General features: G+C 66.3%; 16 protein-coding genes. 8 read left to right on the forward strand and 8 right to left on the reverse strand.

What is annotated here, in order from left to right:
- Positions 1-27 precede the first annotated feature (27 nt).
- Positions 28-561 (forward strand): TlpA disulfide reductase family protein, encoded by a 534-nt coding sequence (locus FGU64_RS15690; RefSeq protein ID WP_139954033.1) that lies wholly within the window; start codon positions 28-30, stop codon positions 559-561.
- Between the two features lie 21 nt (positions 562-582).
- Here FGU64_RS15690 and FGU64_RS15695 read toward each other — a convergent pair whose 3' ends face one another.
- Together FGU64_RS15695 and FGU64_RS15700 are read right to left on the reverse strand one after the other, a co-directional pair.
- Positions 583-1,266 (reverse strand): MOSC domain-containing protein, encoded by a 684-nt coding sequence (locus FGU64_RS15695; RefSeq protein ID WP_139954034.1) that lies wholly within the window; start codon positions 1,264-1,266, stop codon positions 583-585.
- 78 nt (positions 1,267-1,344) lie between these two features.
- A complete protein-coding gene (locus tag FGU64_RS15700) occupies positions 1,345-1,782 on the reverse strand; it encodes an Lrp/AsnC family transcriptional regulator (RefSeq protein ID WP_139954035.1) in 438 nt (145 codons plus the stop codon).
- A gap of 139 nt (positions 1,783-1,921) precedes the next feature.
- On the opposite strand from FGU64_RS15700, the gene FGU64_RS15705 reads away from it, so the two are divergent.
- The 7 genes from FGU64_RS15705 (at position 1,922) to FGU64_RS15735 (ending at position 11,908) form a co-directional block, all read left to right on the forward strand.
- A complete protein-coding gene (locus FGU64_RS15705) occupies positions 1,922-4,975 on the forward strand; it encodes an aminotransferase class III-fold pyridoxal phosphate-dependent enzyme (RefSeq protein ID WP_139954036.1) in 3,054 nt (1,017 codons plus the stop codon).
- Positions 4,976-5,099: 124 nt separating this feature from the next.
- Positions 5,100-6,116 (forward strand): amino acid ABC transporter substrate-binding protein, encoded by a 1,017-nt coding sequence (locus tag FGU64_RS15710; RefSeq protein ID WP_139954037.1) that lies wholly within the window; start codon positions 5,100-5,102, stop codon positions 6,114-6,116.
- A 161-nt stretch (positions 6,117-6,277) separates the two neighbouring features.
- A complete protein-coding gene (locus tag FGU64_RS15715) occupies positions 6,278-7,366 on the forward strand; it encodes a LacI family DNA-binding transcriptional regulator (protein ID WP_136354098.1) in 1,089 nt (362 codons plus the stop codon).
- Positions 7,367-7,382: 16 nt separating this feature from the next.
- Entirely contained in the window at positions 7,383-8,129 is a 747-nt protein-coding gene (locus tag FGU64_RS15720) for a transporter substrate-binding domain-containing protein (protein ID WP_136354100.1), read from the forward strand.
- Between the two features lie 63 nt (positions 8,130-8,192).
- Entirely contained in the window at positions 8,193-9,827 is a 1,635-nt protein-coding gene (locus tag FGU64_RS15725) for an amino acid ABC transporter permease (protein WP_139954038.1), read from the forward strand.
- Positions 9,808-11,220: a GH1 family beta-glucosidase gene (locus FGU64_RS15730; RefSeq protein WP_139954039.1), complete on the forward strand. Its 1,413-nt coding sequence runs from the start codon at positions 9,808-9,810 to the stop codon at positions 11,218-11,220. The genes FGU64_RS15725 and FGU64_RS15730 overlap by 20 nt, the downstream gene beginning before the upstream one ends.
- Before the next feature lie 19 nt (positions 11,221-11,239).
- A complete protein-coding gene (locus FGU64_RS15735; RefSeq protein ID WP_139955407.1) occupies positions 11,240-11,908 on the forward strand; it encodes an SDR family oxidoreductase in 669 nt (222 codons plus the stop codon).
- Between the two features lie 6 nt (positions 11,909-11,914).
- Here the strand turns inward: FGU64_RS15735 and FGU64_RS15740 are convergent, their stop codons facing one another.
- The 6 genes from FGU64_RS15740 to FGU64_RS15765 form a co-directional block, all read right to left on the reverse strand.
- Positions 11,915-12,589, reverse strand: a complete 675-nt coding sequence (locus FGU64_RS15740) for an amino acid ABC transporter permease (protein WP_139954040.1) — start codon at positions 12,587-12,589, stop codon at positions 11,915-11,917.
- A 101-nt stretch (positions 12,590-12,690) separates the two neighbouring features.
- Positions 12,691-13,485, reverse strand: a complete 795-nt coding sequence (locus tag FGU64_RS15745) for an ABC transporter substrate-binding protein (RefSeq protein ID WP_139954041.1) — start codon at positions 13,483-13,485, stop codon at positions 12,691-12,693.
- A 65-nt stretch (positions 13,486-13,550) separates the two neighbouring features.
- Positions 13,551-14,744 carry a pyridoxal phosphate-dependent aminotransferase gene (locus tag FGU64_RS15750; protein WP_139954042.1) on the reverse strand — a complete coding sequence of 398 codons (1,194 nt, stop codon included), beginning with the start codon at positions 14,742-14,744 and terminating at the stop codon, positions 13,551-13,553.
- Positions 14,745-14,919: 175 nt separating this feature from the next.
- The gene (locus FGU64_RS15755; RefSeq protein WP_139954043.1) at positions 14,920-16,887 is read right to left on the reverse strand and encodes a 3-hydroxyacyl-CoA dehydrogenase NAD-binding domain-containing protein; all 1,968 of its coding nucleotides are present in this window, start codon (positions 16,885-16,887) and stop codon (positions 14,920-14,922) included.
- Between the two features lie 4 nt (positions 16,888-16,891).
- Positions 16,892-17,287 carry a RidA family protein gene (locus FGU64_RS15760; protein ID WP_136354114.1) on the reverse strand — a complete coding sequence of 132 codons (396 nt, stop codon included), beginning with the start codon at positions 17,285-17,287 and terminating at the stop codon, positions 16,892-16,894.
- A gap of 27 nt (positions 17,288-17,314) precedes the next feature.
- Positions 17,315-18,523, reverse strand: a complete 1,209-nt coding sequence (locus FGU64_RS15765; protein WP_139954044.1) for an acyl-CoA dehydrogenase family protein — start codon at positions 18,521-18,523, stop codon at positions 17,315-17,317.
- Positions 18,524-18,525: the final 2 nt, after the last annotated feature.

Genomic DNA, 18,525 nt, shown 5'->3' on the forward strand with positions numbered 1-18,525 from the left:
CGGAGCTTCCCGATCGACGAGTCCGCCATGATGGAAAACTATCCGCCTCCGCTTGCCGTCAGCCGCTGGTTCAACACGTCGGCACCCTTAACCCTGGAGGTCTTGAAAGGCCGGGTCGTGGTGCTGCATGCTTTCCAGATGCTGTGTCCGGGCTGCGTCTCCCACGGCACGCCGCAGGCCGAGCGGCTCCACCGTATGTTCGATGCGAAGGACGTCGCCGTCATCGGCCTGCATACCGTCTTCGAGCATCATGCGGCGATGACGCCGGTGGCGCTGGAAGCTTTCATCCACGAATACCGTCTGACCTTTCCCATCGGCGTCGACGAAGCCGGCGCTGACGGCCCCATCCCGGTGACGATGGCGCGCTACGGCATGCGCGGCACGCCGACGACGATCGTCATCGACCGGGCCGGGCGGCTGCGCAAGCACCAGTTCGGCCAGGTGGACGACCTTTCCCTCGGCGTCGCCATCGGCGCGCTGCTGGCGGAGGCGCCGCCGGATATGGCGGCGGAGAGTGCGGCTGCGCGATGCGACGAAACGGGTTGCACCGTTCCGAACTGACGAAGCGGTGGGTCGCGGCGGTCAGTCGGTGCCTTGCAGGCGTCGCGTCCAGTCCTCGACCTTTCGGGTTTCGAGGCGCTTGCGGGCATAGCCGCGCCAGCCATCAGGCAAGTGCGCAAGACCGGCCATTTCGGCAAGGGCGTCGAGGTTCATCGTGTCGACATAGAGGACGCGCCACGTCCGCCGGATCGTCCAGTCCGGCGAGACGCGATCCTCGAGGCGCAGTTCGTCTCCGGCCTCGACGGACCCTTCCTCGATCACGCGATAATACCAGCCGGTGAAGCCGGTCCTCTGCACTTGCGACGACATGTCGGCGACGTCGAATCGGGCATTCAGCTTCCAGCACGGCTGGCGGCCCTGGCTGACCTGGATCATCGCGCCGCCGAGGCGGAAGATATCGCCGATGGCCGTATTGTCCTCCGTCATGCCGCGCGTCGACAGGTTCTCGCCGAACGCGCCCGGTCTTTGCAGGACTTCGCGGTCCCCGAGCGCATCGATCCAGTATGCGTAGTGATCGAAGGCATAATGGTGCAGCGCCTTGTCCGAGCCGCCATGGTGCTTGCGGTCGCCCTGAACGTCGCCCGCCAGCCCTTCGCGGCCGAGGAACAGGCGCCCGGCGACGGCCTGCTTGCCGATGCCGCTTGGAACACCGCGAGGGCCGAGCGGCGCGACGCTGCCGGTCAGGATCTGGTCGACGGTGGTCATGGATACGTTCCATCCCGGTTCGCCCGAAAAATCAACCGGGCACGCCGGGCCGGCGGTTGCGCCAACCCTGCCCCAGCTTCAACCGGATCGCTCGATGTCGCGCCTGAGCACGATCAGCGTGGTCAGATCCTGCACTTCCGTCGTGTCCGCGATCGCGTCGCGCAACCCGTTCAGCCGGTCGATCGAAGCGACTTCCACCTCGACCACGAGGTCGAGCTGGCCACTGACGGAGGAGACGCGGCGCACCTCGGCATAGCCGGCCAGCCTGTCGAGAATGCCCATGGAAGGCGTGCGCGCCAGCGTCACCAGAAGGAAAGCGCGAATGACGTCGGCCTCCATCTGGCCGATGTCGGCGCGGTAGCCCCGGATGACGCCGCTGCGCTCCATCTGCGCCACCCGTTCGCTGGCGGCGGAACGCGAAAGGCCGACCCTGGCGGCCAGCGTCTTCATCGGGACGCGCGCTTCCTTCGACAGGATGGAGAGAATTTCGCGGTCCTTCGCGTCGGGCTGCTTCACGGTTGGGCTCCTTTGCCCTGCCGGCAATATGCCGGTCTATGTCGTCAGTCTGTCGGCCTCGCCGGCACCTTGCCGGATGCCTGCTTTGCATGACCGTGCAAAACTATCCACCATAAAATCCCGCACCGAAGCGCCTTCCATGACCGATCTCGACCACCCGGCTCCCGATTTTCCGCTCGAACAGGCGGCAGCGCTGGCACGCGAGCATTTCGGTGTCGACGGCGAGCTTTCCCGTCTCGACAGCGAACGCGACCAGAATTTCCGTCTCGTTTCCGCCTCCGGCGACTGGACGTTCAAGATCGTCAACGCCAGCGAACCGGCGCTGGAGAGCGAGTTCCAGGCCGCGCTTTTCGACCATCTCGGCGCTGTCGCGCCCGAGCTTGCCCTGCCGCGCCTGCGCAAGACCGTATCGGGTTCCACGCTGGCGACCGCCGAGGGTGTTTCCGGCGTGCGTCATGCGCTGCGCATGGTGTCGTGGCTGCCGGGCAAGCCGTTGGCCGAGAGCGCGCGCACGACTGAAGTGCTGCATTCGCTCGGCCGGATTATGGGGCGTATGGACCGCGCCTTGCAGGGCTTTATCCATCCCGGCGCGCTGCGGGCGTTTGACTGGGATATCCGCCGCGCCGGCGAATCCCGCTCGCGCCTGCACCACATCGCCGACGATGCCGACCGGGCGCTGGTGACGCGCTTCCTCGACCGCTTCGACGCGCATGTGGCGCCGCGCCTGCCGGCGTTGCGTGCACAGGTGATCCACAACGACGCCAACGACTGGAACGTGCTGGTCGATCCGGAACGGCCGGATGCAGTCGCCGGCGTTATCGACTTCGGCGACGCGCTGCACACCGTCCTCATCGCCGAGGTTGCGGTGGCCTGCGCCTATTCGATCCTGGACGAAGCCGATCCCATCGGCGCGGCGGCCGGCATCACGGCCGGCTTCCATGCCGAATATCCGCTGCGCGAGGAAGAACTCGATCTGCTGTTCGACCTGATCGCGGCACGGCTGGTCATTTCCGTCACCTTGTCCGCCCAGCGCAAGCAGCGCACCGGCGACAATCCCTATCTGGCAATCAGCGAGGCGCCGGCCTGGCGGTTGCTGCGCCGGCTCGATGCAATGAACCCGCGCTTCGCCACCGCGATCCTGCGCCATGCCTGCGGCTTCGACGCCGCGCCCGGCGCGAGTGCGGTATCGGGCTGGATCGCGCGTAATGCGAAAACCTTCGCGCCGATCCTCAAGCCGCATCCGGCGACACTGACCAAGGCGCTGGTTCCCTATGGCGACGCCGCCAATCAGATGACCGTCGCTTCCGCCGCCGCCGATCCCGATACGGCTTCGGCGTGGTGGGATGCCTACGCGGCCGAGCATGGCGTCACGCTCGGCATCGGGCCGTGGGGCGAGGCGCGCACCGTCTATTCCGGCGACATGTTCCGTTCGCGCCTCATCGAAGGCGAACGGCGCGACCGCCATCTCGGCCTCGACCTGTTCATGCCGGCCGGCACGAAACTCTACACGCCGCTGGCCGCGACCGTGAAAAGCGTCGAGATCGAGGAAGATCCGCTCGGTTACGGCGGTCTCGTCGCGCTGCTGCACGAGCCGGAAGGCTGTCCGCCCTTTGTCACGCTGTGGGGCCACCTCGCCCATGAAGTTGTTTCGCGGCTGAAGCCCGGAGACAGGCTGGAAGCCGGCGCGCTGGTCGCCGAGATGGGCGCACATGCCGAAAACGGCGGCTGGGCGCCGCATCTGCACTTCCAGATTTCCGTCGACCCGGAGATGGCGGCGCGCGACATTCTCGGCGTCGGCGAGGCGCGCTATCTCGACGTCTGGCAAAGCCTCTTCCCGAATGCCGCGACGCTGGCCGGCATCCCGCCCGAAACCTTTGCGCAGACCGGCTTGAGTCGCGCCGAGATCGTCGCGGAACGCAAGGCAAAGCTCCTGCCCAACCTGTCGATCTCCTATTCCGAGCCGATCAAGTTCGTGCGCGGCGACGGCGTGTGGCTGATCGACGACCGCGGCCGCGCCTATCTCGACTGCTTCAACAATGTCTGCCACGTCGGCCATGCGCACTCGCATGTGGTCGAGGCCATCGCCACGCAGGCGGCGAAGCTCAACACCAACACGCGCTACCTGCATGACAACATCGTCGCCTACAGCGAGCGCCTCACGGCGACCCTGCCGCCGGAACTCTGCGTCGCCGCCTTCGCCTGTTCCGGCAGCGAGGCCAACAGCCTGATGCTGCGCATGGCGCGCACCCATACCGGGCGCGAGGACGCCATTGTGCTCGACTGGGCCTATCACGGCACGACGCAGGAACTGATCGACCTCAGCCCCTACAAATACAAGCGCAAGGGCGGCAAGGGCCGCAAGCCGCATGTCTTCGAGGCCGTCATCCCCGACAGCTATCGCGCGCCGGAAGATTGGCCCGTCGAAGAGCATGCCAGGCGCTTCGCCGCGAGCGTGGCGGAGCAGATCGAAGCGATGCGGAAACAGGGCCGCGCGCCGGCTTTCTTCCTCGCCGAATCCATTCCCAGCGTCGCCGGCCAGGTGTTCCTGCCGGAAGGTTACCTGAAGGAAGTCTATGCCATGGTGCGCGCCGCCGGCGGCATTTGCGTCGCCGACGAGGTGCAGGTCGGCTTCGGCCGCGTCGGCAGCCATTGGTGGGCCTTCGAGACGCAGGGCGTCGTGCCCGACATCGTCACCATGGGCAAGCCGATCGGCAACGCGCATCCGATGGCGGCCCTGGTGACGACGCGAGAGGTGGCGACCTCCTTCAACAACGGCATGGAATATTTCAACACGTTCGGCGGCAATCCGGTGTCCTGCGCCGCCGGCCTCGCCGTGCTGGACGTTATCGAGCAGGGCGACCTGCGCCGCAACGCGTCCGAGATCGGCGCCTATCTGGTCGAGCGCTTCCGCGCCATGCAGGAACGGCATGAATCGATCGGCGACGTGCGCGGCATGGGCCTGTTCCTCGGCATCGAATTGGTCGAAGACCGCCGCACGAAAGTGCCGGCGACCGCGCTGGCGAAGAAGATCTGTGACGGCGTGCGTCGGCGCGGCGCGCTGATGGGCACCGAGGGACCGCACGACAACGTGCTGAAGATGCGCCCGCCGATGATTTTCACGCGCGCCGATGCCGACCTTCTGGTCGCGATCCTGGAGGAGACGTTCGAGGCGGTTGAGGCCGGCGGGCAATAACAGTTTTCGCGTCGGTATGGCGCCGTAGCGGCACATCAGAGCGACACGGTTCAAAAATGCTTCCGGCGCCCGCGCGCCGGTTATGGGCAGGGTTTTGCTTTTTTCCAACCAAGGGAGGAATCTTATGAAACGGGAAATTCTTGCAGCGCTGCTTCTGGCCGGCTCGGCGTTCGTCGCGTCTGCGGCCGCCGCCGATACGCTGGACGACGTCAAGGCGCGCGGTTCGGTGCGTTGCGGCGTCAGCGAGGGCGTCGCCGGCTTCTCGGCGCCGGACGCGGCGGGTAAATGGGTCGGCTTCGACGTCGATTTCTGCCGCGCGGTGTCGGCGGCGGTGTTCGGTGATCCGGAAAAGGTGAGCTATGTGCCGCTCTCCACCAAGGACCGCTTCACCGCCCTGCAGTCGAGCGAGGTCGATCTTCTGTCGCGCCAGACCACTTGGTCGCTGTCGCGCGATTCCGGCATGGGTATCCATTTCGTCGGCACCGCATATTACGACGGACAGGGCTTCATGATCCCGAAGAAGCTCGGCGTCGACAGCGCGCTGAAGCTGTCCGGGGCGACCGTATGCACCGAGCAGGGCACGACGACCGAGCAGAACCTGACCGACTATTTCCACGCCAACAAGATGGAATACCAGCCGGTGGTGATCGATTCCGCTGACGGCGTCATCAAGGCCTTCGAGACGGGCCGTTGCGACGTCTATTCGACCGACGCCTCGGCGCTCTATGCGCAGCGTCTCAAGCTGGCCGATCCGAACGGCTTCATGGTGCTGCCGGAGATCATCTCCAAGGAGCCGCTGGGCCCAGCCGTGCGCCAGGGCGACGACAAGTGGTTCAACGTCGTGCGCTGGACGCTGTTCTCGCTGATCGAGGCTGAGGAACTTGGCATCACCAAGCAGAACGCCGAGGCCAGCCTGAAATCGGCCAATCCGGTGGTGACGCGCTTCCTCGGCGTCGAGGGCGACAACGGCCAGCAGCTCGGTCTCGATCCCCGTTTCGCCTATGCGATCGTCTCCGCCGTCGGCAATTACGGCGAGATCTTCGAGCGCAATCTCGGCGCTTCGAGCGAACTCAAGATCGAGCGTGGCCTGAACGCGCTGTGGAACAAGGGCGGCCTGATGTACGCCCCGCCCTCGCGCTGAGGCATCTGGCTTCAGGAAGTTGGACTGTGTCGGACGACGGTGCCACGGCATCGTCGTCCAAGTTCGTTTTGCGTTTCAAAATAAAAACGTTTTTATTTTCCTTGAAATCGTTTTTATCGGCTGATAGCGTCACGACTAAAGGAGTGAGCGGGGCGGCAATCATGGCCGAGGGCAGGTCCACATCCGGTCGGTCGTCGCCGACGATCAAGACGCTCGCGGCGCATACCGGCTATTCGATCGCGACGATTTCTAAGGCGCTGCGCGGCTCGCCCGTCGTCACCGACGCCACGCGCGAGGCGATCCTCTCCGCCGCCCGCGAACTGGGCTACCAGGCCAACGCCCGCGGCATGGCATTGCGCACCGGCAAGACCTACCAGGCGGCCGTGCTGATGCCGATCACCTCGGCGGCCGGCTACGAATGGGACGGTGTCGAGTATACGCAGATCCTCAGCGGCATCTCCCAGGCGCTGGACGGCAGCGACTATCAGCTTGCCGTGCATGGCTATCGTAGCTTTGACGATGCCTGCGCCGTCGCCCGCCGCATCGCCGGCCAGCGGCTTGCCGACGGCTTGATCTTCTCCGGCGTGCTTGCCGACGACGAGCGCATCGCCATGCTGGTCGAGGCCGACTTCCCCTTCGTGTCGCTCGGCCGTTGCCGCCAGCCGCTCGTCTACGCCCATGTCGACGTCGACAACGAATGGGCGTCGCATGCGGCGACCGCGCGGCTAATCGCCGGCGGCCATCGCCGCATCGGCCTCATCAATGCCGCGCCGCGCCTGTCCTACGCACTGGACAGGATCGACGGCTTTTGCCGCGCCTTTCGCGAGGCCGGGCTGGAACCGTCGCTGGATCTCGTGAAGGGCGGAGACCTCACCGCGCGCTTCGGCCGCGACAGCACGCTGGCGCTGTTCAAGGGCTCGGTGCCGCCGACGGCGCTGGTCTGCGTCAACGAGGCGACCACGCTCGGCGTGCTTTCGGCGCTCGGCAGCATCGGCCTTCGCGTCGGCGAGGACGTCGACGTGATCGCCTATGACGACATCAACGTCAGCGCCTATTTCAACCCGCCCGTCACCACCTTCTATCAGCCGATCGAATTGCTCGGCCGCCGGCTGGGCGAGTTCCTTTTGCTGCGCATGGCCGGCGAGGATCCCGCCGGACTGAGAGAAGTCTTCCGGCCGGAAATGATCGGCCGGCAGCCGGACGATCTGGGCGGCCGCCTGAGCCGTCGCAGACCCACCCTGGAATCTTGAAAACGGAGGAAACGAGATGAAGAAAATCCTGATTGGCTTCGCACTAGCGCTTATGACGTCGGGCGCGGCGCACGCCGCCGACCTCGGCGGTAAACTGCTGAAGGTGGGCTCCGACACCACCTCGCCGCCGATGGAAAGCGTCGATACGGCGACCGGCCAGATCGTCGGCTTCGACGTCGACGTGGTCAACGCCATCTGCGCCAAGATCAACTGCAAGGCAGAGTTCGTCACGACCGGCTGGGACGGCATCTTCGCAGCCCTCGACCAGGGCAGCTTCGACCTTGTCGCGTCCGGCGTCTCCATCACCGACGAGCGCAAGAAGGCGATGGATTTCTCCGAGCCCTACATCGTCAACAGCCAGGCCATCCTGATGCGCGTCGAGGACGAAGGCCTGACCGCCGACGACTTCAAGACCAAGGGCAAGAAGCTTTCGGCCCAGGCCAACACCACCGATGCGCAGGTCGCCGAAGGCATCGTCGGCAAGGACAACGTCATCGCCTATGACAGCTTCGCTGCCTCCCTCATCGCGCTCAAGAACAAGGATGTCGACGGCGTCGTCATCAACGGCGCCAACGCCGCCGCCTACGAAAAGGAATTCGCCGGCGAGCTGGTGGTGCCGATCCGCAACCTGCAGTCCGACCCGCTCGGCCTCGTCTTCCGCAAGGGCGATGAGAACGTCGCCGCCTTCAATGAGGGCATCGAGGCGATCAAGGCCGACGGCAGCCTCGACGCGCTGATCCAGAAGTACTGGGGCGCCAAGTAACTTGGCTATCGGCTCCGGCGTCGCAGGGCGCCGGAGCCATTTTCTCGCGGAGGGCGGATTGAGATGCGGTTCCTGATGCGCCTGCGGCCGAGCAACCTGATCATCCTCGCCGCCCTGCCGTTCATCGTCTACCTGTTCGCCTCGTCGGGCGACTACCAGCGCTCGCTGCGCGCCATCATCGGCATCGAGCATGGGTCCTCGGCCTTCGTACCCGGCTTCCTGTTGCTCACGCTGGCGTTCGCGGCCGGGCTTGGCGTCGTCCTGTTTTCACGCGCGGCGGCGCGACGGCCTCGCCTTGCGATGACCTGCGGCGCGCTTAATCTGATCGCCGCCATCGCGGTTGCCGCAACCGGCGTCGTCCGTCCCTACGCCGCCTCCATCGTCGCCAACGCTGTCGATCCCTTCACCTCCAGGCTGGTCGTGCAGGGCGTGACGCCGCGCAAGCTGACCGACGCCGCCGAAGCGATGGTGAACGGATACGCCTCTGCACTGTTCTGGGCCTATCTGGCTGTGACGGTCCTGGCGCTGGCGCTCTTCTTCTTCACCGGCGGCCGAGCGGGCAAGACCGGGCGGATGATCCTGCTCGCGGTCAACGGCCTCGGCCTAGTCGGCATTCTCTTCATCGCGCCGATGGCATTCGCCGCCGGCGTCGCCACCACCATTCGCGCAGCAGTCGCGGCCTACATTCTCGCCGCGCTGCTCGGCCTCGTCTGGGTCGGCCTGCTCAAGCTCGACTACAGCCGGCGCGCGCATTTCACCTTCATCGCCATCGCCGCGCTGCTCGCCGTCGCCGCGGCGTGGTTCCTGTTGCAACCGCGTGACGATTACGCGCTGGTCGGCAACCTCGGCGGCAAGGTCGCCGTCGTGGCCGGTACGCCGTCCGGCATGATCGGCGCCGTCCGCTACGGCCAGTTTCCCGACGCGCCGGAAGACGAGGTGCCGCTGCGAACCTTCAAGGGACCGGCCGACGCCGTCGCCGCGCTGGCGAAAAAGGCCGATGTCAGCGCCGCCCTGCTGCCTGTTGCCGCCGCGCCTGCCGACCTGCCGGTGCTATGGAAGACCTCGGCGCTCAACGACCGAGACAAGGCTTCCGGCATCACGCTGGCGGTGCTTGCCATCGTCATCGGCCTGCTCACCTTCGGCGGTCATATCCATCGCCGCCATCCGCTCTCCATCGGCTCGGAATTCATCGTCGACACCATTCGCGGTATCCCCATGCTGGTCATCGTGCTCTATGTCGGCCTGCCGTTGGCCGGTGCGCTGAAGGACGCCACGCAGGGCGTGTTCGACCCGCCCAACCTGGCGCGCGGCATCGCAGCCATGGCGCTCGCCTATTCCGCCTATCTGGCCGAAATCTTCCGTTCCGGCATCAACGCCATCCCGCGCGGCCAGATCGAGGCGGCGCGCAGCCTCGGCTTGAACGGCTGGCAGACGGCGCGTCTCGTCATCCTGCCGCAGGCCTTCCGCATCATCATCCCGCCGCTCGGCAACGAACTGATCGCCATCCTCAAGGACACCTCGCTCTTGTCGATCCTGTCGATCCGCGACATCACCCAGCGCATGCGCGAGTTCCAGTCGGCCAGCTTCCTGCCGTTCGCGCCCTACAATTCCGCCGCCATCTTCTACATCCTGCTGACGCTCGCGGCGGCCAGCCTGGTCAGCACAGTCGAGAGAAAATATGACATCAAGCATCGATAACAGACGCGCCCTCAAGGCGCGCGCGACCTCGCTCGTTCTGCCGGAAAACTTCGTCTTCGGCGCCGCTACCGCCGCCTACCAGATCGAGGGCGCGCCGGCGGAGGACGGCAAGGGCGAGAGCATCTGGGACCGCTTCTGCAAGGTGCCGGGCGTCATCATCGACGGCTCCAGCGGCGCCATCGCCTGCGACAGCTACCACCGCTGGAAGGACGATATTGCGATACTGAAAGAGTTGGGCCTTTCGGCCTACCGCTTCTCCTTCGCCTGGACGCGGCTGATGCCTGAGGGGCGCGGCGCGGTGAACGCTAGGGGCGTCGCCTTCTACGACCGGCTGATCGACGATCTTCTCGCGGCAGGCATCGAGCCCTACGCCACGCTCTACCACTGGGACCTGCCGCAGGCGTTGCAGGACGAAGGCGGCTGGTACAACCGCGCCACCGCCGACGCGCTGGCCGACTATGCGGCGCTCGCCGCGCGCAGCTTCGGCGACCGCGTCAAGAAATGGACCACGCTCAACGAGCCGTGGACCTTCTGCTGGTCCGGCCACGCTTCCGGCGAGGACGCGCCGGGGCTGCGCGACGGCACCAGGGGCGGCGTGACCGCCAGCCACCACGCACTGCTCGGCCACGGCAAGGCGGTTCCGGCGATCCGTGCCGAAGCGCCGGACGCCTCGGTCGGTATTGTCTTCGACCTCAACGTCGCCGAACCCGCCAGCGCCGATCCGCGCGACGTTGCGGCCGCGCGGCGCTTCGACGGCGCGCAGAACCGTTGGTTCCTCGACGCCGTCTTCAAGGGCTCTTATCCGCAGGACATGCTGGCGCTGTACGGCGACCTGCTGCCGGAAATCCGTGCCGACGACAATGCGATCATCGCCGCGCCCGTCGACTATCTCGGCGTCAACATCTACCGCCGCTCGGTCATCGCCGAGGGCACGGAACTGGCGCCGCTCAACTATCGCCGCGTCCAGCCGGAGGGCCTTTATTCCGCCGTCGGCTACGAGATCTGGCCGCGCTGCATGTACGACGTTCTGCGCTACGTGAACGACAATTATGCGCCGAAAGAGATCTACATTTCCGAGAACGGTGTCGCCACGCGGCCGGAGGCGGTTGGTGCAGACGGCCATGTCTGGGACGAGCTGCGCGCCGCCTATTATGTCGATCACCTGAGCGAAGTGGCGAAAGCCGCAAGCGAGGGCGTGCCGGTGCGTGGCTACTTCGCCTGGACGCTGATGGACAATTTCGAATGGGCTTACGGCTACACCACGCCTTTCGGCATCACTCATGTCGACTACGAGACGCAGCAGCGCACGGTGAAATTCTCCGGCGAGATATATGCCGCAATCGCCCGGCAGGAAGCTGCCGGCAGGCCACGGAGCGTAGCGAGTGGCCGCTGAGGCAGAACAACCCGGCACGGTGCTCGTCACCGGCGCCGGGCGCGGCCTCGGCCGCGAACTGGTCCGGCAATATGCGGCCGACGGGTGGCAGGTGATCGCCTGCGGCCGCAGCTTGCCGGCGGGCAGTTTCGAGCCCGGCGTCGAATTCCAGCCGCTCGACGTCGCCGATCCGGAGTCGATTTCGGCACTGGCAGCACGGCTCGCCGGCCGGCCGCTGGACGTGCTCGTCAACAACGCCGCCGTGCGCAGCCCCGCCGCCGGGCTTGACGCCTTCCAGCCGGACGAGTTCCTCGACGTGCTGCGCGTCAATACGCTGGGACCGGTGCTGGTGACGCGCGCCTTGCTGGCGAACCTGCGCCTCGGCCGCGATCCCGTCGTCGCCAATATCGGCTCCCGCGCCGGCTCGATGGCCGAAGGCCTGCTCGACGACGATGACGACGACTACGCCTATCGCTGCTCCAAGGCCGCGCTCAACATGGCGACGGTCCAACTCGCCCGCGACCTCGAACCGGACGGCATTGGCGTGCTGTCACTGCATCCGGGCTGGGTGAAGACCGACATGGGCGGCGAGGAGGCGGTGTTGCCGGCGGCGGACAGCGCCCGTGCTCTGCGCGCCATCATTGCCACGGCGACGCCGGCGCTCAGCGGTTTGTTCCTGGCCTTCGATGGCCGGCGGGTCGGCTGGTAGGCCGCCTCAGCCCTTCATCTGCTGCTTGCTGCGGTTTTCGAGATAGCCGACGAGGCGCACCAGCGGCCAAAGGAAGGCGAGGTAGATGATCGCCGCGCCGATCAGCGGCGTCGGGTTGGCCATCAGCGCCTGCGCGTCCGTCGCCTGCTTGAGCAGGTCCGGCATGGCGACGACCGAGGCGAGCGCCGTATCCTTGAAGACCGACACGCAGTTGCTGGTCAGCGGTGCGGTGGTGACGCGCAGCGCCTGCGGCAGGATGACCTTGCGCATCGACAGCCAGAACGACAGGCCGAGCGCCGCGGCACTTTCGAACTGCCCCCTCGGGATGCTCTCGATGCCGGCGCGGCAGACTTCCGCGGTGAAGGCGGCGAACACCATCGACAGCGCGATGGTGGCCGAGGCGAACGCCGACAGCCGGATGCCGACGAAAGGCAGGGCGTAATAGATCAGGATCAGCACCACCAGGATCGGCAATGCCCGGAAGATATCGACATAGAGGATCGCCACCGTCCTGAGCGGGCGCGGCCCGTAGAGCCGGGCAAGGCAGACCAGCAGGCCGGCGATGCTGCCGATGACGATGGAAGCGCAGCCGAGCAGCAGCGTATTCGCCAGTCCGCGCAGCAGGATCGGGAAGGCCCGCACCAGCACGGGCCAGTTGAAGAAGGTGTCGATCAATTCCATGGCCGATCCCTCAGCGTGTTCGATTGCAGTGCTGCCTGACGAAGGCAGCCATGCATGAAATCATGCATGGCTGCATCGAAGCCCGCTTCCGTCAAGTCGGGTTACTGCGCTTGCGGAATGGGCAGCACCTTGTTGATGGACGAGTCGGCGGCGGCGTCCGCACCCAGCCATTTCTTGTGCAGGGCGGCCATCGTGCCGTCCTTCTTGATGGCGCTGATGGCGTCGTTGACGCGCTCCAGCAGTGGCGAGCCCTTCTTCATCATGATGGCGAACTTGTCACCGGTCGGGATCGCCTCGACCACCTTCATGCCCTTCATCTTAGTGAAGGCGAACTGGAAGCCGGCGATGTCGCCGATGGCGCCGTCGAGACGGGCCGACTGCACGTCGAGCAGCAGGTTCTGCTGGGTATCGTAGCCGCGGTATTCGCCGATGCCGTACTTTTCCGTATTGGCCTTGATCCAGGCCTCGCCGACGGAAGCCGAGATGGCGCCGATGGTCTTGCCCTTCATGTCGGCCAGCCCGGTCAGCTTGGTGTCGTCGCCGGCGATCAGCGCGATATCGCTGTCGTAGTAGCCTTGCGTGAAGGACTGGTTCTGCAAGCGGTCGTTGGTGATCGAGATGGACGAGATCGCCATGTCGATGCGGCCGGACGCGGTGGCGGCGAACAGCGCCTGGAAGCCGAGATCCTGGATCTGGATTTCGGCGCCGAGCCGCTTGCCGATCTCGTTGACCAGATCGACCTCGAAGCCTTCGAACGTACCGCTCTCGGTCTTGTTCTCCCATGGCGGGTTGGCGGGGTAGGCGCCGACGGTCAGCGTTTCGGCTTGCGCCGTCCCGATACCGCCTAGGGCCAGCATGACGGCGGCGAAGCCGCCCAGCAGTTGACGACGATACATTCCTGATCTCCTCCCGTTGATCGTGCCCGTGCCGCTCATGTTACGGCCGGGCGTTCCTCTCTTCCCTATCTGAGTGCTGCGACCATGCGTTCCAGCGCCTGTCCGAGCTCCTTCTCGTTGCGCATCACGCACATGCGCAGGAACGCCTTCGATGCGTCGCCGAACAGGTGGCCCGGCGCCAGGCCGACGCGCGCTTCCTCCAGGATGCGGGTGCAGGCGGCGTTGGCGTCCGATTCTCCCTGCAGGGCGAAGAAGGCATACATGCCGCCTTTCGGCTTCGGCGGCAGCACAACGCGGTTGAGCGGCCCCAGGGCTTCATAGGCCATGTCGAGCCCCCGGCGCGCGCGCTCGCGGATTTCCGACACCAGCCCTTCGCCCTTGCGGATCGCCGTCTCGGCGCCGGCCTGCACGAAGGCGGCGGTGCCGCTGTTGGCATACTGGGTCATGGCGCCCATATGGTCGGCCAAGGCTGTCGGATGCGTAAGCCAGCCGATCCGCCAGCCGGTCATTGCCCACGACTTGGAGAAACTGTTGATTGTCATGACGCGGTCGTCGTCCTCGGCGATCTGCATCATCGACGGCGCCACGTCGCCGTCGAAATAGAGTCGGCCGTAAACCTCGTCGGAGATGATCCAGATGCCGCGCTCGCGGCTGAACTCGAGCAGCGCCCGCATCTCCTCGATGCTCGCCGTCCAGCCGGTCGGGTTGCATGGCGTCGACAGGAAGATCGCGCGGGTGCGCGCGTCGCAGCGGGCATAGAGCGCGTCGAGGTCCAGCTTCCAGTCGCCGTCGAATTTCAGCGCCACCGGCCGCGGCTCGCCGCCGATCATGTGGATCGCGTTATGGATGTTGGGCCATTGCGGCTCGACATAGACCACGTTGGTGCCGACATCGACCAGCATTTCCAGCGCCAGATAAAGCGCCTGCATGCCGCCGGGCGCGACCGTCGAGCGGTTGATCGCGATCGGGCGGCCGTGGATGCGCGACTGGTATTCCGACAGCGCCGCGTTCAGTCCGTCGGCGCCGCGCATGTTCGGCACATAGAATGTCTGGCCGGCGTCCAACGCCGCCTTGGCGGCGTCGCGGATGAAGGTCGGCGTGACCATGTCGCCCTCGCCGTACCACAGCGGGATGACGTCGCCCAATGCCCTGGCGCGCACCGCCAGCTTGGCGATGTTTTCCGTCCTCAAATCCTGGATCTGCGCGCGGATGCCCGTCAGCGCCGACCTGGTTTCGTGGTTTGCCAGAAAGCCGTTCATTCCCGTCTCCGCCTGCGGCCCGACAGGCGGCCGCTATTGAGCATATGATCAAAAATTCAACCACAGAACAGTATACTGTTCAAGCCTGAAACTTTGTTCAAGCTTGAGTTGATAGGCGCATTTCCCGGAAAAACCGCAGCAAGACGAGAGCGGTCCGGAAAAATCAGTATACAGTTTACGACGGCGAGGCGGAAGCGAACATCGGGCCGCCTTTGTAGGCCGGGAAACCATAGCCGTTGATCATCACGAGGTCGATGTCGGAGGCGCGTGCCGCGATGCCTTCGGCCAGCAGGGCACTTCCTTCGTTGGCCATGGCCTTCAGCAGGCGGGCGACGATCTCCTCGGACGAGAATCGGCGCGGCACGATTCCCTTGGCGGCGCGGGCGGTCTCGATCAGCGCGGTGACTTGCGGGTCGACGGCACGATGGCCGCTCGAATAGTCGTACCAACCGCGCCCGCTCTTGCGGCCGAAGCGACCGGCCTCGCACAGCCGGTCGGGAATTTCGACGTAGCGTTCCTTCGGGTCGCGCATCGCCGCCTGCCGCTTGCGTTTTGCCCAGGCGATCTCCAGCCCGGCCATGTCGTTGACGGCGAAGATGCCCATCGGGAAACCCCAGGCTTCCAGCGCCGCGTCGACGTCCTGCGGCTCCGCCCCGTCCTCGACCATGAACTCCGCTTCGCGGCGATAGGCCGAATAGATGCGGTTGCCGATGAAGCCCTCGGTGACGCCGCAAACGATGGGCAGCTTGCCGAGCTTCTTCGCGAAGGCCAGTGCGGTCGCCAGCACGTCCGGCGCGGTGGCCTTGCAGTCCACCACTTCGGTGAGCCGCATGATGTTGGCCGGCGAGAAGAAATGCAGGCCGACGACGCGCTCGGGATGCGCCGTCGCGGCCGCGATCTCGTCCGGATTGAGGTAGCTGGTGTTGGTGGCGAGGACGGCGTCCGCTCTGACGATGCCGTCGAGTTTGCGGAACAGGTCGGTCTTGACGGTGAGATCGTCGAACACAGCCTCTATGACGAGATCGGCCGGTGCGAGTTCCCCGGCATCGGCCGCGACAGTCAGCCGGGCGAGGCACTGGTCCCGTGTTGCGGCAGTGAGGCGACCGGACTGCATTGCCTTGTCGAGCATGCCGGCGATCCGGTCGCGGCCCGCGGCGGCGGCCTCCTCCGTCTGCTCAACGCCAATGACGCGATAGCCGGCCGTCAGCGTGGCAACCGCAATACCCGCCCCCATCAGCCCGGTGCCGACGATGCCCACCGTTTTGACCTCGCGTGGCGCGACGCCGTCGAGCTTGTCCAGCTTGCCGGCGGCGCGTTCGGCGAAGAAGACGTGGCGAAGTGCGGCCGCCTCACGCGAATCGCGCAGCCGGATGAACGTCGCACGCTCCTCGGCAAGGCCGTCCCGGAGGCCCATGTCCGCCGCGGCCCTCACGAGACGCACCGCTTCGCCCGGGGACGCCTGGCCGCGGGCCTTCGACAGGACCTTGTTCGCCGCGGCCTCGACGGTTGCGGCGTCCGCCACCGGAACGGTGAGGGCACCCGTGCGCCGGAGCGGCGTGCCGGCGACGGCACGGGCAAGCTGCGCCGCCTCGGTAACGGGATCGGCGGCGATCTTGTCGGCGAGGCCGAGGCGGGCGGCTTCCTCCGGTTTGACGCTGCGGCCCGTGCCGGTCATGTCGATCGCCGCCGGGATGCCGATAAGGCGCGGCAGCCGCTGGGTGCCGCCGGCGCCCGGCACGATGCCGAGCTTCACCTCGGGTAGGCCGAAGCTCGCTTTTTCGCCGGCGATGCGGCCATGGCAGGCCAGCGCGACCTCGCAGCCGCCGCCGAGCGCAGCGCCATTGATGGCGGCGATCACCGGCTTTGCGAAATTCTCGATACGGTCGAGAACGTCGGGCAGGTGGGGTTCGACGGGCGGCTTGCCGAATTCGCGGATGTCGGCACCGCCGATGAAGATGCGGCCGGCGCCGGTGACGGCCACGCCGACGATATCGGCACTCGCTTTTGCATGATCCAGTGCGGCCATCAAGCCGGCGCGAACATCCGCCGAGAGCGCGTTGACGGGGGGATTGTCGATCGTCACGACGAGCACGCCGTCGCGAACGTCACCTGTCACCGTTTCCGAGAACCGTGCTGCAGCCATGGTGTCAGCCTGGCACCACGGCGGTGGCCTGGATTTCGATCTTGGCGCGGTCTTCGATCAGCGCCACCACCTGCACGGCGGCCATGGCCGGGAAATGCCGGCCGATCGTGTCGCGATAGGCTTGGCCGATGCCGCGCAGGTTGGCTGTGTATTCTTTCTTGTCGGTGAAATACCAGGTCATGGAAGTAATATGATGCGGCTCGGCGCCGCCTGCCTTCAGCACCGCGACGATATTCTCCAGCGTCTGTCGCACCTGGCCGACGAAGTCGTCCGTCTCGAACTGGCACTGGCCGTTCCAGCCGATCTGGCCACCGACGAAGATCGTGCGCCCGGTTGCCGCGACACCGTTGGCGTAGCCGATCGGCTTGGCCCAGCCTTCGGGTTGCAGGAATTCAAGCATCGGTCGTCTCCAGGCTGATACGGACTGTCATGTTCCCTCTCCCTGTTTCGCCGCCTTCATCAGCTCGCGGCCGATAATCAGCTTCTGAACCTCGGTGGCGCCCTCGTAGATGCGCAGCGCCCGGATCTCGCGATAGAGTTTCTCGGTGATCTCGCCGACGCGCACGCCGCGCCCGCCGAACATCTGCACCGCCTGGTCGATGACCCACTGTGCGTTCTCGGTCGCCGTCAGCTTGGCCATTGCGGCCTCGCGGGTGATCGGCAATTTCTGCACGTCGCGCCGCCAGGCGACACGGGCGACGAGCAGGGCGGCCGCATCTATTGCGGTGGCCATGTCGCCCAGCGTGCTTTGCGCCGTCGGCAGGTCGGCCAGCGTGGCGCCGAACATTTTTCGCGAGCGGGCGTGCGCGACCGCTTCGTCCAGCGCGCGACGGGCGAAGCCGAGCGCCGCCGCCGCAACCGACGGACGGAAGATGTCCAGCGTGCGCATGGCGATCTTGAAGCCTTCGCCCGGTGTCCCGAGAAGCTGCGAGGCCGGAATGCGGCAATTGTCGAAGCGGATACGCGCCAGCGGATGCGGCGCGATCGTTTCGATACGCTCGGCGGTCGAGAAGCCCGGCGTGTCGGCGAAGACGACGAAGGCTGAGATGCCGCGCGTGCCGGGCGCCTCGCCCGTGCGGGCGAAGACCGTATAGACGTCGGCGATGCCGCCGTTGGAGATGAAGATTTTTTCGCCGTCGAGCACATAGGCGTCGCCGTCACGACGCGCGGCGGTCGCCATCGCCGCCACGTCGGAACCGGCCTCCGGTTCGGTCAGCGCGAAGGCCGAGATCAGCTCGCCGGCGGCGACCTTCGGCAGGATGCGCTGTTTCAGTTCCTCCGATCCCGACAGGCTGATGGCACCGGTACCCAGCCCCTGCATGGCGAAGGCGAAGTCGGCCAGCCCGTCGGCATAGGCCAGCGTCTCGCGCGTCAGGCAGAGCGCGCGGCTGTCGATGACTTCGGAAGCACCGCCATAGGCGGCCGGCACGCAGGCCTTCAGAAAGCCGCCGGCGCCGAGCGCCTTCACCAGTTTCTTGCAGGCGCCGTCGGCGTCGGCATGGTCGATGGCGCCCAGCCCGCCCCTGGCGATGAAGGCGTCCAGATCGGTCGCCAGCGTGCGGTGACGATCCTCGAAGAACGGCCAGTCGAGAGCCTCGCGGCTCGGCGGCCCGGCGGTCGCGGCATGTCCGGCCATGG

The sequence above is a fragment of the Mesorhizobium sp. 8 genome (assembly GCF_006351905.1).
Taxonomy (GTDB): Bacteria; Pseudomonadota; Alphaproteobacteria; order Rhizobiales; family Rhizobiaceae; genus Mesorhizobium; species Mesorhizobium composti.